Source organism: Dysgonomonas mossii (assembly GCF_004569505.1).
In the GTDB taxonomy this organism is placed as follows: Bacteria; Bacteroidota; Bacteroidia; order Bacteroidales; family Dysgonomonadaceae; genus Dysgonomonas.
The window spans coordinates 143,586-160,695 of sequence record NZ_SPPK01000004.1 but is presented as its reverse complement, the minus strand read 5'-3'; the positions used below and the strand labels follow the sequence as shown (position 1 = coordinate 160,695).

The following is a 17,110-nucleotide window of genomic DNA, read 5'->3' as shown; positions in this document are numbered from 1 at the left end:
ATTTAATTTTCAATAAAGATTTTCTAAATTTTATGAAATAAAAATAAATAGTGGCTACATATAATAGAATAAAAGATTACAAATATGCGCAAATTTTATATTAAACGCGGTTTAGATACAAACTGTAGAGATAAATGTTGCTATAACAGTAAAGAAATAGAGTTAATCGATTTCATTTTTTATAAAATTACAGGAAATGCCTTTCGAATTTATTAACAAAACACTGGTCATTATATATATCAAGAAAATGAATATTTATCAACAATTAAGAAGTGCCTGTTTAGCCTTTTTGATTTTTTTTAGCTTTTCTACTGTTGTAAAAAGTCAGGAAATAGCTATAAAAACAAATCTAGCTTATTGGGCAACCACAACGCCTAACTTAGGGATAGAAGTTGGTTTAAGTAAAAAGAGTACGCTAGAAATTGGCGGAGGATTAAATGTATTCTCTTTTTCCGATAATAAGAATTTTAAGCATTGGCTTGTTCAACCCGAATACCGTTGGTGGTTTTGTGAATCATTTAACGGACATTTCTTAGGAATACACGCACATGCTTCTCAATTCAATGTGGGAGGCTGGGATATTCCTATCGGACGTTTAGATGTCCTTAAAGATAAAAGGTATGAAGGTTATCTATACGGAGGCGGTATAAGTTATGGTTATCAATGGGTAATCAGTAACCGTTGGAATTTTGAATTCAATATCGGAGCCGGTTATGCTCGTATTCATTATGATGAGTATCCATGCGAAGAATGCGGTACAAAGTTAGATGAAGGAAATTATAATTATTGGGGAGTAACCAAGCTAGGCCTATCTTTTATTTATTTCTTAAAATAAAGATTCATGAAAAGAACTATAATCTTAAAAATATATTTGTTTGTATCGTTGGCAGGATTTATAATACCTGTACACTCACAAGCGCAATCCGAGCAAGTTAAAGTATCTGGAGAGCACTTTATTAAACAAGATAATAAAGTTGCCATTAAAATGGATGTCATTCTGGATGAAATACATGTAAATAGAAATGACATGGTTATTTTAACTCCAATACTTAAGTCTAATCAAAACAAACTGGATAGTCTAAGCCTCCCTCCTGTCGTTGTAACAGGGAGCTTACGAAATAAAATATTGAATCGTAACAGCGCATTCGGAAAAGATCTTCCTTTTAGTACTGAGCCTAATGCTATAATAAAAAGAAATAACAACACAGCTCAATCCGTAGACTATAATGTATCTGTACCTTACAGAGCATGGATGGACGATGCTTCCATATCTATGTTGAGAACAATCTCTGGTTGTGCAAATTGTTATACCGTATCAGACGATCAGCTAATAGCGCAAAACATACTACCAAAAAGAGATCTAGCATCTTATCAACTCTCATTTATTGTGCCTGAAGTAGAGGTAAAAGCTCGAAAAGACCGACATACTGCAACATTTAATTATATTGTCGATCGTTATGAGCTACTTCGTGATTTCGGAAACAATCAGAGTGAGTTCGATCAAGTAGACAGAGTTATTGGCGAAATACAAAACAATAATGATCTACAGATAACTGAATTTAGTATCGCAGGATACGCTTCTCCCGAAGGCGGATTTGAGCATAACAAAGTACTATCAGAAAACAGGGCTAATTCTTTTGCCGACTATCTTGTTACAAAATTTGGCATCACCCGCAATAAATTTACTGTAGAGGGCTTTGGTGAAGATTGGGCAGGGTTGAAAAATGCTGTTTCTGCATCTAATTTATCTAATAAACAAGCTATTTTAGACATAATAGATAAGACCTCGAACCCTGATGCTCGCGATGCAAAACTAAAGAGGTTATCGAATGGAGAAACCTACCGTACATTATTGAACGAATATTATCCTCCATTACGCCGTACAGAATATGCTATTGCTTATGTTGTTCGTCCATTTAATGTTGAAGAAGCCAGACAGATTATTAAAACAAATCCAAAACTACTTAGTTTGAATGAAATGTATCTGGTAGCCCATAGCTATCCAACTAGTAGCAAAGAATTTAGAGAAGTGTTTGATATTGCAGTAAGATTGTATCCTGAAAGTGATATCGCTATAATGAACTCTGCCGCTGCAGATATTGAAGGTAAAAATCTAGATGCTGCGATTGACCGTCTAAATAAAATAGAACGTAATCCTAAAGCTTGGAATAACCTTGGTGTAGCCTATATATTAAAAGGAAATACAGAGAAAGCTTTAGATTATTTTGCGAAAGCAGCCGATAGTGGCAGCGTCGATGGAAAGAAAAATCTTGAAACACTACAAAAAGCAACCAATATAAAATAAATATAAGCAAAATATTTAATTGTAAAATTTCAGAAAGTAAAACATGACGTAATAATTTAAAAAGAATGAAAAAAGCAAAACTATTCTTAATAGCTGTACTAGTCCTAGGGCTTGCTTTTACAGCCTGTAGCGATGATAATAATTTAAATTCACCTACTGAACAAGAGGCTACTACAAATGTTAGTATCACTCTTAGTATGTCTTCGAACACAAGAAAAAGTTTACCGGACGACTATCGTTTGATTGGAGAATGGGCGGGAAGAGATGACATTACCAAAGTGGCTATTTATCTTATTGACGGTGCTTCCGTAACTGCTCAATCTTTTAATGTAGGAACGGATTATAAAAAAGAAGTAATAAGTGGGCAGGTGACTCTAGTTCCTCAAGAATCGGCCGCCATTAAAACAACTGCCGGAGTTAAAAAGGTTTATGTATTAATAAATGGAACGACAGAGGTTGAAAATGCTTTGGCTAAAACACCTGTTGCTGAATTCGAGAATGCATATGCTCAAGCTGCTTTGTATATAGCTAATTCGGGTACAAGTACAACTGTAAGTACTTCTGCCGAAAAATTAGCTATAAAAAATGGAACAACAGACGAGAAAATTCTAATGACTTGTGTTGAACCTAAAACAATTGATGTCGTAAATAATGTGTCTGCTGCTGAAACTACTGCCACTGCATCTCCTAAAAACCGTGTTAGTCTAGTTGTAGAAAGAACTGTTGGACGTGTTATGGTATCCACAGAAGGACTAACTTATGATGTTCCTGCAGGAAACGGTTCTACCATCTTAGGTACAATTTCTGAAATCAAATGGGTATTGGCACAAGGAGAAAGCTCTCTTTATCTTCAACGTAAAGCTGATTTCGCAACACCTAATTTTGGATGGGTACCAACTACCGATGCTCAATATTGGGGTACCGAAATTACAGGTTCCAGTTCGAAATATGATTACTCAGGTTTATTCGAAGAATATGATCCAACAACTCAGTTTGGAGGAACTAATGTTGCTACTATGAGTGACTATGCAACAAATCCATCATCGGCTATAACTGATGAATTAGAAGCTAGCTTATCCGGTAAATTTATCCTGCCAAACACTCACGCCTATGGAGCCGGAAATGAATCCGGTTACAAGAAGGGTAACACTGCATATGTTCTTATCAGAGCTAAATTCACTCCTTCTGCTGCGGCTTTTGCTGACGGAGAAACTTATACAGCAGGTGATGACTTCTTCGTAGGAGCGAATGGTAAATTTTATGTGAGCGCTGCAAATGCAGTAACACCAAGCAAAGGTGGTGTAACCGGACAAACTGTAGCAAGATATGTAAAAGGTAAAGTATTGTATTATGCATGGGTTAATCCTGATAATATTCCTACATGGTATAATTCTCCGGTTGTAAGAAATAATGTATATCATATCCATATTACAGGATTTAAAAATTTAGGAACTAACTGGAATCCATTGTTCCCTGAAGATCCCAATAATCCAAAAGGAGAACCGGTAGATCCATCAAATCCGAATGGTCCTAAAAAACCATTGAATCCCGATCCTAGGCCAAACGTACCAGGTGTAGAGGAACCGGAAAATCCAGTAGATCCAACAGATCCGTTGACTACTCCTGAAACATGGATGAGTGTAGATGTTACAGTATTGCCTTGGCAACTTCATTCTTACAGTATTGATCTGGGAATCTGATTTATAGAAAATTTATAATTCTAATTATATCTGGGGGAAGTAAGGATTCCTTTTTCCCCCAGTCTTTTAAAACATCAATTATATACAAAATGCAACAAATGAAGAATTTGCGAATTAAGATATTGATGACCGCGTTAACATTAAGCGCAATTTTTTGGGGGTGTGATTCTCTTATTTATGACGACTTAGAAGACTGTCCCCAAGGTGTATATGTGAAGTTTTTTTCAATGACACCTTGTGCTGTAGATTCAACGTTCATAGGTGAAGCATCATCACTCACAGTGTTTGCGTTTGATGAAGAGGGTAAACTTGTAACTTCAGTGAGCAAGCAGAATGTAACTCTTAACCGCGATTTTGAAGTGCTTGTTCCTGTTTCGAACGGAAACTTCTCATTTATTGCATGGACAGGAGTAAACGAAAACTTTACAAGAAGCACTTTCTCTTCAGGCATTACAACAAAAAAAGATGTAATGTTAGCTATTAAGTCATCAGAAAGTAGAGCGGCTAGTTTAGGCAATACTGAACGCATTTGGCAAGGTGAAAGCCCAACGGTATTTTTGCCCGATCCTGAAAAAAGTGGATCACTATATAAGCATACTAAAATCAATTTGCGCGAGTTAACCAATCGTGTTAAAGTGATTGTCGAATTTGATTCAACAATCACAGAGTTAAAGCCTCAAGATTTAGCTGTGGCTGTATCATCGGCTAATGGAACTATAAATATAGATGGTTCTATGCCATATAATTCCCCTGTAATATATTATCCTCAACAAAATACTGTTTACACAGATAATAGTGTAACATGGAATTTCTCTATTTTAGAGCTTGTTACCGGATATCATAATAATTTGACTATCAATTATCCCAAAACAGGTCAGCAAGTATTTAATGGAGACCTTATAGGTAGTATTTTGATGAATACTATTAATGGAGGAATTAATTTGAATTGTGAAAACGATTTTACAATAAAATTTGTACTTAAAGATTACTGTGCAGAGTGCGGGACAAATTTCAGTTGCGCAATCTATGTAAACAACTGGCTTGTACATAGCTATAGCACAGATTTATAATTATAAAGCATTCTTTGCTTTAATAATCTATATGATTATGACAAGATTATACTTAATATATATATCGCTTTTAGGACTTTCATTATCATTTGCAGGTTGTGATTCTCTAATTTATGATGATCAAAAGAACCCGCAATCCGAGCCGGTAGTTTATCTCTCGGTAACTAAAGCCCAGGCAGAAGGATTAGAGACTTTGAATGCAGATGATGTAGAGTATGAAGACCGGGTTCATGACTTGGCTATGCTGGTCTTCGATTCATCTAGCGGTACAAAGGTGGGTGAATACTTTGATGAAAATATTCCTATTTCAGAAAAAGACAAGTCTTTTATTGTACAACTGAATCCGGGGCCCGGTCAACGTGATTTTTATTTTGTAGCTAATATGCCCATAGCAGCCTTAAAAAGCATAACCACGCGGTCTGCTATGGAATCATATATGAATACCTTTAGAGATTTAGACACAGACTTATATCTAAATGCTACTGAAACAAAAGGGTTCCCAATGTCTCGAATATACAAGAATCAGACCATTACTCAAGGCGGAAATATTTACTCACCCCTACCCTTTCGTCCTAATGGCGAAGACAGAGTAAAACTTATTCGAGTACTAGCAAGACTAGAGGTAAAAATAGACGGTTCTACAACTAATTTGGGCGTAAAAAGCATATATTATAAAAATGCTTACCGACAATTTAGTCTACAATCTCCGTTAACACCAATCGTACCGATTTATTACGAAGATAAACCTTTAAAAAAGGTAGATAATTCGTTTATATATTACATGCCGGAGGCTCTGATGTCAGCTCCTAGCTGGTCTGCAAGTTCTCATAAGCCTGTCAATTACTTTGTTATTGAAACATTGAACGGTACGTTATACGAAATTCCGATCATAACATATGACGGTACCATAGCTGAGAGCGATTATTTGTCTTTTGCCACAGGAAATCAAACAGAAAAACCAGATTATAATATTTACCGTAATCATCATTATTTTTTTAGTATAAAAAAATTACAAACAATCGAGATCATTTATAGTATAGATCCATGGAAGATCAAGCAGAGCGCAACTTATATGGGATATGGCTACAATGTAGGAATTGATGAGGACGGAAAAATAACAATAAGCAATACAATAGAAGCTTGTGCTCCGCATGACATTGTGCTGAAGACAGTCGCACCATTCAAATTTTCTGATAATACGACCGAAAAATCGTTTAATAATTTTGATCCTACTGCATCTGTAGGATATACCCTAAGCACTATTCCTAGCGTGGGAGATGGATCATACCTTCAGGTGTATTACAACGATGCATTGGTAAAAACTTTTAGCAAATAAAAGATAAAGACTATGAAAAAAATAATATATGTAACATTCTTTCTGAGCCTTTTCTTTGTTGCTTGTTCAAATGAAGAGACGCCGGAACCAGGATTCGATAACAATAATATAGAATTGTCTTTAAGTGTAAATAATTACATTAAAAATATAACGAAAGCCGAAAGTGATGGAACGGAAGAAGAGCAGACTGTAAATGATTTATATGTATTCCTTTTCCCGACTACAAGTTCTCAGACGTTAATTAAATATTATATTTCAGGAGTAACATTTACCGGAGGGTCTTGGAATAGTAGCACAAAGAAAGTCTCATTGAATCTCACACAGGCTGAGGCTGGTAATAGAAATGTATATATAGTAGCAAATTGCTCTACAATTAAAACAAGCCTTGATGGAGTATCAGCTATAGAAGACCTACAAGCTATTTGGCAAACAGTAAATAACCCATGGTCTGCGAACATTACAACCCCATTGTTAATGTCCGGAAATAAGACTCATGATTTCAATACGAACTATCAACTCAATAATGTATCATTAGTTAGGGCCCTAGCAAAAGTTCAACTGAATGTAAAACTTTCTGCGCAGCATTATAGTACTCCTGTAGTAGACAGCAAAGCTCAATATAGTTACAAATACATTGATTTCGATAAAAATACGTATGTATTTAAACCATCTACAAAAACAGATAATCTTGTAAGCTCCAATGACTGGACAGCTTGGAGTGCAACTGGCTCAGTTTCATCCTATACTTTAGATCAAGGAAATGTTACAAACTTGACATTAATCACTTATATAAATGAAAGAGATAATGCAAGTAGTGCCATAGAGATAAAATTACCATATCAGGCTACGGGTCCATTACCTCCTCCTGAATTTGGTGATGAAACATATAAATTGTTACTGCCATCGAAGATTGAGCGTAATCACTGGTATGTATATGATGTGGAAATTTAAAAATTAATACGAAGGTTTGCAATATAGCCACAAAAGTAAATTAATGATAGATTGGTTAAAAGCTGAATATAAAACATCAGGGATACGATCCAATAAGTCTGTTAATTATTTGAATTATGAATAAAAAATACCATACTCAGGTTTATCCGAATCAAAGTTTGAAAGTTGAAAGATACTTTTTTACTCATCATAAAAGATCAAACCTTTATCTATTATTTCTATTATTGTTTTTTACAATATCTGTATCATATATTCATGCTGAAGGTTCCGGTAACTGGAAAGGCTCTGCAACAGTAAGTCGTCTAAGTTCGTTGTATGTTCCCGGAAATACTGCAGGAAATACAGGCTACGATACTCGCGGAAGCATGATGAGGCCTAGTGCAACTACGAATTATGATACGAATCACCGCTTCTATGTTTATGTAAAAGCGGGTGAAACTGTCTACTTTAGCTTTAAGAGTTCGACCACCAGCAATTTTACTTGGTATTATGATAACTCATCGACAGGATATAATACATTTTTCCCTTCAGGACTTTCAGGTTCAGGACAAACGGCAGTTACAACAGCTAATAGTAATTTACAAGGAAGAACGAGTACCAATACAAGTCTGACACAGGCTCAAGCTTTTCTCGGCCCCTCTGCTTTAACGTCGGGAGGTTATCCTACCACAGGAACCGCAAGTGCTACCAATACGAACGCAGGTGGTCAATTTACAAACAATACCGGTCAGGATAGAGCTTTTTGGGTAGAAATGGCTAGTCCGGGTAACACTGGTTGGGAAATTACCGATTGGGATGTTACGGTTGCCTCCGGAACGACCAAGCGTCCAGGCCGTGTATATTGTAGGTATTGGAGTATTTATAGTGGCCTTCCTACTACAGCCGGTCAAACAAATAGTTCTTCGTTTCACGATGATTTTGGATTCTATGTACCCGTAGATAATACATATTCTGCACAAACAGACGATTATTATATTAAGTATGTCAATTTTGGAAAATCGAATGCGGGTTATGTCGTATTTTTTGCTAATGACTCCGGACCACTAAACGAGAAATTAGGGAATGGAGAACCCAATATTGAAGAAAACCGCAAGTCTATTAAAGGAACATCCAATCGCTATCAATATCCTTTATTTGTTGCAGAACCGGATGAATCTATTTGGAAAACTTCACGAGGTCCGGTTGCAACTACAGACGTAAGATTTGGAAGAAAAGCGGATGCTACAGGTGGAGAAGCATATTTTATCGTATATGTGGATACTCCCGGAATTCTGGATATCCTAGTAGACATTGATGGCTCAGGAAGTTACTCTACTGGTGATGTTCGCCTTTTCAGATACTTTAATGATGCAGGAACCTATGATGTGTATTGGGATGGGAAAGATGATAATGGCAACATTGTTCCGGCAGGGACTGTTATTAAGCTATTCACATCAGCAAATTTCTTTCCGGTCCATTTCCCTGTCTACGATATGGAACAAAGTCTTGGGATAACAATGAAAAACATCAGACCGGTAGATATGAATAAAGCCACGGTTAAACTGTATTGGGATCATAGTAAAGTTTACACAGGGGGTCCCGGTAACAGAAATACCAATTGGTTTACAGTTCCAGCTAATCAATCCGGCACTTTTGCTAATAATAATGTACAATCTCCGGCTATAAATACTACGGGGGCTGATAGCCCTGCGAATATCTGGTGGGCTAGTGGAAATAATGGTATTGGGAATGAAAATACATTTAATGTTTATGCAGGGTCATGGATGGAAACGATGGAGTTGAATTTTACATTCAACTGGGATAAGTCTGATATAGAAGTCGTCAAAACAGTTAGCAACTCTACGCCGGCCATAGGAAGTGAGGTTACTTTCACGATCAAAGTAGCCAACAAAGGTATGATGTATTCTCAGAATATAACGGTAGACGATTTATTACCTTCGGGGTATGAATATGTAAGTCATACAGCCTCTATGGGCTCAACTGTTACACCTTCACCTATAGGAAGTAATGATCCCGAAGTTTGGAATCAACAACAAACGACCTATGATCCAATTATCGGAATATGGACTGTATATGATATACCATATGATGCACTTGATCTAAGCAAAAACGAAAGAGTATTAACTATTAAAGCGAAGGTACTCAAATCGGGTATATATAATAATACAGCAGAAGGATATCCGCAGACAAAAGAATCAGATCCAGATCTAAGCAACAACATTTCAACAGTTACGATAAATCCAACGAATACAACGAATGCTGTTAATGATATTAATGTAACACAAGAAAACAAATCAATCAGCGGAAATCTATTGACCAATGATTTCGATTTGGAAGGACATACCCAGACCGTTACTTCTACAGGTTCTTTCACAACAGTAAACGGTGGAACAATTGCAATAAATGCAAATGGCACTTATACATATACCCCTGCTAATGATTTTATCGGAACCGATTCTTTTACTTATACTGTATGTGATGATGTTCCTGCACCTCTTAAAGCATGTGCAACAGCAACAATTACAATCAATGTTATTCCAGAACGAGACCCATCGATTAATAACAATGTTGTAGCAAATGACGACACAGGTGTTACCGAACAAGATAAGCCTGTATCCGGGAATCTTCTAACGAATGACTTTGACCCTGACGGAGATAATCTAATTATAAATACAACCCCGACAACCCCTCCTTCACATGGTACAGTTACAATATCATCAGACGGAACATACGTCTATACTCCAGATGCTGGCTTTAAAGGTGTAGATACTTTTGTATATGAAGTATGTGATGATGGTGACCCTGCAACATGCGACAGAGCAACAGTAACAATTACTGTATTACCAAAAAGTGATAAGACAAATCATACCTATGCAAATGATGATGCATATTATAGTGAAGTAAATAAAACAGTAAATGGAAACGTATTACTGAATGATTTTGATCCCGAAGGCGATAACCAGATAGTAAACACTACTCCAGTTAATGCTCCGGTTCATGGATCTTTAGTTCTAAATATTGATGGTACGTTTACTTATACTCCAAATAATGGATTTACAGGAACAGACAGTTTCGTATATGAAGTATGCGATAATGGCACTCCCGTAGCTTGTGACAAAGCGACTGTATACATTCACGTAAATCCAGAACCAGTATCTCCAAATACAACTTATGCAATTGATGATATTAATATAACGTATAAGAATACATCTGTTGGTGGTAATGTATTGACCAATGACTTTGATCCGGAAGGAAACTCACAGACTGTGACCAATAATGGATCAATAACTACTACTAAAGGTGGAAACGTTATACTAAATGCTAATGGAAGTTATTTGTATACTCCAAAGAATGATTTCGTAGGAGAAGATAGCTTTACATATACAGTGTGTGACAATGGTGTTCCTCAAGCATGTGACCAAGCGACAGTAACAATCAAAGTAATTCAAAAAGCAGATCCAACAATAAATAATAACATCATAGCGAATGACGACGAGGCCGTTACCAGAAAAAACAGAAGTGTTTCGGGCAATGTACTAACCAATGATTTTGATCCTGATGGTAATAATATGATTGTTAATACAACTCTGATAACTTCTCCTACTAATGGTTCGGTTACAATAGCTGAAGACGGAACATATACATATACTCCTAATACCGATTTTGTAGGTCAAGATTCTTTCGTTTATGAAGTATGTGATAATGGTGATCCTGTAACTTGTGATCAGGCTACAGTGACTATAACAGTAATATCAGACCAAAGTGGTCAAGTAAATTATACTTTTGCACGCGACGATGTTTTCTACATTGATGGGAAAAAAACATTAAACGGGAATGTCCTGGATAATGATTTCGATCCCGAAGGAAATGAACAAGTCGTAAATACAACTCCTGTGAGCAGTACTTCCAATGGTACTCTTACTTTAAATGCAAACGGAACATTTTCTTATGTTGCCAATGACGGATTTAAGGGAACAGACAGTTTTATATATGAAATATGCGATAATGGTACACCTCAGGCATGTGACCGTGCAACTGTTTATATTGTAGTAAATATACGTAATTACTGGCACGGTACAGTTGATACAGATTGGGCAAAAGAAAATAACTGGACAGCCAACTATGTTCCTGTATCGGGAGAAAATATTGAATTTGCAACCGTTTCCAATAACGGATCTTCAGGAAGTGGAAATGGTGCGGGAGCAGCTGTTAATGATCTGTATTTAGATAAAGACCGAATTATTGGAGATCTTACCAATAACTCCGATATGAACCTCGTAGTAACGCCCCAAAATCAATTGACGATAAACGGAACCGTCAATGACAGTAACTCTGATAAAGGGACTATAATCGTAAAAACATCTCCGGATGAAGCTACAGGCACACTTATTTTTACCAATCCAGCAACGAACTTAGCAGTAAATGCTACTGTCGAATTCTATAACAAAGCATACGAATGTTCTACTTGTGGTTACTATAAGAGACAATGGCAATATTTCGGGATACCGGTAAATAGCTCTGAATTTCCTTCTACCGGAGTAGAAACTGTAAACCAATGGGTAGAGCCTTACAGCGGAGACAAATGGCGTCCTGCACCATATAGCCCGGATACTCAATTAAAAGCATTCAAGGGCTATGAAATGACCAATAGTGCTACTTCTTTACCTGACAAAATATATAATTTCACAGGTACACTAAATGTAGGTGATGCGATTGTGCCATTAACAAAAACATCGAATGTGAATTATTCAGGCATGAATTTGATCGGTAACTCATATACAGCAGCAATCCCAATCTCAACAGATGCAATTACTTTTGGCACCGGACTATTGGAAGAAGAAACTGTATACTTATTCAATACCGGAACTCGTGACCAATGGCGTAAGCTAAATGGATCTACTGCTACCGGTATTAGCGGAGGACAATATCAAGCTGTACCATTCAGCTTGGCTGGTCAAGCAACTTTACCTGATAGGATCTTATCGATGCATACATTCATGTTGAACGCTAAAACATCCGGTTCGATAACTTTGAAATACGCTAAATTAGGAAAGAACGAATTGATTAATCAATCAGCATGGCGTTCATTAAAAAGTAGCAATAGCGAAGCTTATCCTCATATTATTATGGATGTAATAGGTGATTCATCGGCCGACCGCGTATGGTTGTTCGAAAATCCGGCAACTACAAACGGATTTGATAATGGTTGGGATGGATACAAGTTACTAGAAAATGGTTTGACTCAGATTTACGTATCAGGTACAAATAAAGAGAAGTTCCAAATAGCAACAGTACCACAAATAACAGGTACAGCTTTTGATGTAAAAACTTCAATAAATGAAAATTATACATTAAACTTATCTGTTACTCCGGATATAGAAAATCGTAAACTATACCTTCGAGATTTAACAACAGGACACATATATCCTATTGTTAATAATGGAGAATATGCGATTAATGGAAAAAGTAGTTTAGATAAAAATCGCTTCGATATTGTTTCCAGTAACTCTGTACTAACTGACGATGATGAAGGTTCAGCATTAATCAATATTACGGTAAATAACAATGTTATCGTAGTGACCAATATGTCTGAAGTCGACTGTCTGGCTATTGTATATGATCTGAACGGTAAAAAAATATTTAGTAAAAACGTTAAGAAATATAGCTCCGAAAGCTTCACTGACGGTTACTTTATTCAAAACAGCATTTATATAGTTAAAGTAGCAGATAATAAACAGACAGTAAAAAAGACTAGCCGGATATTTATGAAATAAAAGCTGGGGTAATAATTCTGATTAAAACGGAAAATAAAGAAAGAGACATTCTTAAAATATACTATCAACCAAGATAGTAGTGTAGTTTTGTAAAAGTTTTTGAGAACCTATGAGTCGTGAGATTCGTAGGTTCTATTTTTATTATTAATAATTAGAGATTCAGTGCTGAGCGATATTTGACCTTTACTTACAAGGTAATTCATCGAATATTTTGTAATATACCATAAGCTCCAATCACTTATTACAAATGACAGAGAAGCTAAATAAAATAAACTTGGATAAGATTCAGTTATTTGTATAGTCTACAAAGAAGAAAGAATGCAGATATTAATTAGGAGCCTTAGAATATAAGTATGCAGCTATAAACATAAATACAATATTAGGTATCCATACAGCCAGCATTGGGGGCATTGTACCTGAAACAGCAAAAGAAGAGCTTACCGTCTGAAACATAATATAGGTTACACTCAACCCTAATCCGATTCCAATATTAAGCCCCATTCCACCCTTCATTTTCCGAGCAGATAATGATGCGCCTATTATGGTGAGTATAAATGCTGAAAATACTGATGCGAATCGCTTATGGAATTCTATTTCGAATTGAGTAATACTTACCCCTCCGACATTAGCCAATCCTTTGGCCTTTTGTCGCTGTATATACGAATACAACTTAGGCGTTGACATTTGCTCAAAGTCATTTACAGACACAAGAAAATCACTCGGTATAACATTCAGTGTGGTATCTATCCGAGTCCCGGTTGTGATTTTTTCTTTCATACCATGAAATTCGCGTATAGAATAATTATTAAGAACCCAGTGATATGCTGTATCATATTCTATTCTGCTTGCAACCAGTCTCGATTTTAGTTCCTTGCCTTCAAATTTATCTAAAGAAAGATTATACCCTAGTCGTGTTTTATTATCAAAACGTTCGATATAAAGAATAACTCCTTTATCTACCTGCATTTGTATACGACTTGCATAATCGACACTTTTATCCTTTATATATTTGTTCTGAAATTTTATACGGGTTTCGTTGGCTGGTGGAATTATAAAACTACTTAGAATGAATGATCCTACTGCGATAATACCTGCAGAAATCATATAGGGCTTCATCAATCGTTTGAAACTCATCCCATTTGATAACATTGCTATGACCTCAGAATTATCAGCAAGTTTGGACGTAAAAAATATTACCGCAATAAACACAAATAAAGCACTGAAAAGATTAGTGTAATACGGTACAAAATTCATGTAGTAGTCGAATATGATCGCTTTTAAGGGAGCATTATTACTTAAAAACTTATCAAGTCGTTCGTTTATATCAAACACTACGGATATAGAAATAATAAGAATAATTGAGAATATGTATGTTCCCAAAAATTTCTTTATTATGTACTTATCAAGTATTGATAGTATTTTCATTCTATTCAGTTAATCACAAACGTCTTGAAACATTCTCAATCATCATTCTTTTCCAGCTCAAAAAATCACCTGCTATTATATGCTGACGGGCTTCTTTGACAAGCCATAAATAAAAAGCCAGATTATGTATAGAAGCGATCTGTAATGCTAGAATTTCATTCGTTATAAATAAGTGACGAAGATATGCTTTTGTGTACAAAGTATCAACAAATGAAGCTCCATTTTCTTCTATTGCAGAAAAATCTTTAGCCCATTTCTGATTTCGCATATTCATAATCCCATTGCGAGTAAATAATTGTCCATTACGTCCATTACGTGTGGGCATTATACAGTCAAACATATCTACTCCACGTTCTATCGCTTCGAGAATATTGGCCGGTGTACCGACCCCCATCAGATAACGAGGTTTATCCTTTGGTAAAATCTCATTTACAACCTCTATCATTTCGTACATCTTCTCTGTAGGCTCTCCAACAGCTAACCCTCCAATAGCATTCCCGTCCGCACCTTTAGAAGCTACATTCTCTGCAGCTCGTCTGCGTAAATCAGGATATACACATCCCTGTACAATAGGAAATAATGCTTGTTTATAACCGTATTCACATTCGGTTTCATTAAAACGTTTTATGCATCTATCAAGCCATCGTTCTGTAAGGTCTAGCGATTTTTTTGCATAAGTATAATCTGCATCGCCAGGTGTACATTCATCGAATGCCATCATTATATCAGCGCCGATAGTACGTTCGATATCCATTACGTATTCAGGAGTAAATACATGTTTAGAACCATCGATATGAGAGCGAAAAATGGCACCTTCTTCAGTAAGCTTTCTATTATGAGCCAAAGAAAAAACCTGAAATCCCCCACTATCGGTCAAAATAGGCTTATTCCAACTATTAAATTTATGTAAGCCTCCTGCTTGTTGTAAAATATCTAACCCCGGACGTAAATACAGATGGTACGTATTCCCTAAAATTATTTGTGCCTGTATATCATTCTCAAGCTCAGTCATATGGACGGCCTTTACAGCACCTTGCGTCCCCACGGGCATAAATATAGGAGTCTCTATTTGTCCATGATCTGTCGTTATCAACCCTGCGCGAGCACTAGACTGATCATCGGTATATTGAAGTTCAAAATCCATTCTATTTTTTTATTCAAATCTGAGATGTTCTGGCTTGTTCTGTATCTTCAGATTCTTCATCTTGAGCCAGATCTTTGAGTTGCACTAAAACTATCGAAGCCTTATTTTTCTTTACTACAGTAAACTGATAGTCCTCGGCTTCAAGCTTGTCGTGAGTATTAGGAATACGACCAAACTTATCTATTAAATAGCCGGCCAATGTATCGTATTGCTTATCTTTATCGATAGGATGTGGTAATTCATCATTAATATCGGATATAGCTGCCGTAGCAATTACAGAATATGTATTATCTCCGGTTTGTTCTACAAAAGGAATTTCATTGTCATACTCATCTTGAATCTCACCTACCAATTCTTCGAGAATATCCTCCATCGTAATTACCCCTTCTACCCCACCATATTCGTTAAGCACCATTGCTATTTGCTGATGCTTTACTTGAAATTCTTTCAGTAATTGACCAATCCTTTTAGTCTCAGGAGTAAATGAAACAGGACGAATAATAGAACGTATATCTACAGTTCCATTTATCCGCATTTTTTTCAATATATCTTTTAGATGAACAACACCAATCGTGTTATCTATATTATCTTCATAACATGGAATGCGGGAATATCCTTCTTCTATTACAAATTCCAGCGTTTTCTCATCATAATCGTTAGCATCAATAGCCACAACTTGAGTACGAGGAACCATTATCTGACGTGCTGTCCGTTCTGAAAAATCAAATGCATTTTGAATAATATCAAATTCGGCACTATCTACATTTCCGCTTTCCTTAGCCTGATCAACAAGATAGCGCAGCTCGTCACTACTATACACTTCTTGCTCCGAAACAGTATGTAGTCCGACTAGTTTCAGTATAAAATTGGCAATACCATTTAGCATCCATATAAATGGGCGACACAGCCAATAAAAAGCATGCAAAGGATATGCTACAGCCAATGTTGTCTGTTCCGAACGCTGTATTGCCAACGATTTAGGAGCTAATTCGCCTAAAACAATGTGGAGTACAGTAATAATAACAAATGCCGTAATAAGAGAAATAGTAGAAAGAATATTCGGTGCAAGTTCCAATCCGAATAGCCCTATTAATTCTTTTATTATTTTAGAAACGACAGGCTCTCCAATCCACCCTAAAGCCAAGCTGGCAATAGTAATACCAAACTGAGTAGCTGCAAGATATGCATCAAGGTGTGAAACTATACGCTTTGACAGGATTGCAGTACGACTACCTGCCTGAGCTTTCAGTTCCAGTTGAGAAGATCTTACTTTGACAATTGCAAATTCGGCTGCAACAAAAAAACCATTAAGAAAAACAAATAAAAGTGTAATTAGTATCGATATGACAATGTCCATATTTTTATATGAATGGTAATAGCTACAAAGATAATATAAATGTATATT

Annotated in this window: 10 protein-coding genes; 7 read left to right on the top strand and 3 right to left on the bottom strand. The window is 36.1% G+C overall.

Annotated elements, in window-relative coordinates; genetic code table 11:
* The first annotated feature begins 247 nt into the window (after positions 1–247).
* The 7 genes from E4T88_RS12840 to E4T88_RS12810 all read left to right on the top strand — a co-directional run bounded on the left by E4T88_RS12840 (position 248) and on the right by E4T88_RS12810 (position 13,136).
* Positions 248–835, top strand: coding sequence for a DUF3575 domain-containing protein (locus tag E4T88_RS12840; RefSeq protein ID WP_185146744.1), 588 nt, complete (start codon positions 248–250; stop codon positions 833–835).
* 6 nt (positions 836–841) lie between these two features.
* A complete protein-coding gene (locus tag E4T88_RS12835) occupies positions 842–2,305 on the top strand; it encodes a DUF3868 domain-containing protein (RefSeq protein ID WP_135106042.1) in 1,464 nt (487 codons plus the stop codon).
* A gap of 65 nt (positions 2,306–2,370) precedes the next feature.
* Positions 2,371–4,005, top strand: coding sequence for an Mfa1 family fimbria major subunit (locus E4T88_RS12830; RefSeq protein WP_135106040.1), 1,635 nt, complete (start codon positions 2,371–2,373; stop codon positions 4,003–4,005).
* A 98-nt stretch (positions 4,006–4,103) separates the two neighbouring features.
* Entirely contained in the window at positions 4,104–5,075 is a 972-nt protein-coding gene (locus tag E4T88_RS12825) for a FimB/Mfa2 family fimbrial subunit (RefSeq protein ID WP_135106038.1), read from the top strand.
* 37 nt (positions 5,076–5,112) lie between these two features.
* A complete protein-coding gene (locus E4T88_RS12820; RefSeq protein WP_135106036.1) occupies positions 5,113–6,411 on the top strand; it encodes a fimbrial protein in 1,299 nt (432 codons plus the stop codon).
* A gap of 12 nt (positions 6,412–6,423) precedes the next feature.
* The gene (locus E4T88_RS12815; protein ID WP_135106034.1) at positions 6,424–7,362 is read left to right on the top strand and encodes a fimbrial protein; all 939 of its coding nucleotides are present in this window, start codon (positions 6,424–6,426) and stop codon (positions 7,360–7,362) included.
* Positions 7,363–7,478: 116 nt separating this feature from the next.
* A complete protein-coding gene (locus tag E4T88_RS12810; protein ID WP_135106032.1) occupies positions 7,479–13,136 on the top strand; it encodes a cadherin-like domain-containing protein in 5,658 nt (1,885 codons plus the stop codon).
* Between the two features lie 327 nt (positions 13,137–13,463).
* Here E4T88_RS12810 and E4T88_RS12805 read toward each other — a convergent pair whose 3' ends face one another.
* Genes E4T88_RS12805 through E4T88_RS12795 form a run of 3 tightly spaced genes read right to left on the bottom strand, consistent with a single transcriptional unit; the run spans position 13,464 to position 17,062 of the window.
* Positions 13,464–14,561, bottom strand: coding sequence for an LptF/LptG family permease (locus E4T88_RS12805; RefSeq protein ID WP_135106030.1), 1,098 nt, complete (start codon positions 14,559–14,561; stop codon positions 13,464–13,466).
* Between the two features lie 13 nt (positions 14,562–14,574).
* The gene (tgt, locus tag E4T88_RS12800) at positions 14,575–15,705 is read right to left on the bottom strand and encodes a tRNA guanosine(34) transglycosylase Tgt (protein ID WP_135106028.1); all 1,131 of its coding nucleotides are present in this window, start codon (positions 15,703–15,705) and stop codon (positions 14,575–14,577) included.
* Between the two features lie 13 nt (positions 15,706–15,718).
* Positions 15,719–17,062: a hemolysin family protein gene (locus E4T88_RS12795; RefSeq protein ID WP_135106026.1), complete on the bottom strand. Its 1,344-nt coding sequence runs from the start codon at positions 17,060–17,062 to the stop codon at positions 15,719–15,721.
* Between the last annotated feature and the right edge of the window lie 48 nt (positions 17,063–17,110).

Excerpts from the sequence above, each read along its gene's own strand:
- E4T88_RS12840 (WP_185146744.1), top strand. The coding sequence starts at position 248 with ATGAATATTTATCAACAATTAAGAAGTGCCTGTTTAGCCTTTTTGATT.
- E4T88_RS12835 (WP_135106042.1), top strand. The coding sequence starts at position 842 with ATGAAAAGAACTATAATCTTAAAAATATATTTGTTTGTATCGTTGGCA.
- E4T88_RS12830 (WP_135106040.1), top strand. The coding sequence starts at position 2,371 with ATGAAAAAAGCAAAACTATTCTTAATAGCTGTACTAGTCCTAGGGCTT.
- E4T88_RS12825 (WP_135106038.1), top strand. The coding sequence starts at position 4,104 with ATGAAGAATTTGCGAATTAAGATATTGATGACCGCGTTAACATTAAGC.
- E4T88_RS12820 (WP_135106036.1), top strand. The coding sequence starts at position 5,113 with ATGACAAGATTATACTTAATATATATATCGCTTTTAGGACTTTCATTA.
- E4T88_RS12815 (WP_135106034.1), top strand. The coding sequence starts at position 6,424 with ATGAAAAAAATAATATATGTAACATTCTTTCTGAGCCTTTTCTTTGTT.
- E4T88_RS12810 (WP_135106032.1), top strand. The coding sequence starts at position 7,479 with ATGAATAAAAAATACCATACTCAGGTTTATCCGAATCAAAGTTTGAAA.
- E4T88_RS12805 (WP_135106030.1), bottom strand. The coding sequence starts at position 14,561 with ATGAAAATACTATCAATACTTGATAAGTACATAATAAAGAAATTTTTG.
- tgt (WP_135106028.1), bottom strand. The coding sequence starts at position 15,705 with ATGGATTTTGAACTTCAATATACCGATGATCAGTCTAGTGCTCGCGCA.
- E4T88_RS12795 (WP_135106026.1), bottom strand. The coding sequence starts at position 17,062 with ATGGACATTGTCATATCGATACTAATTACACTTTTATTTGTTTTTCTT.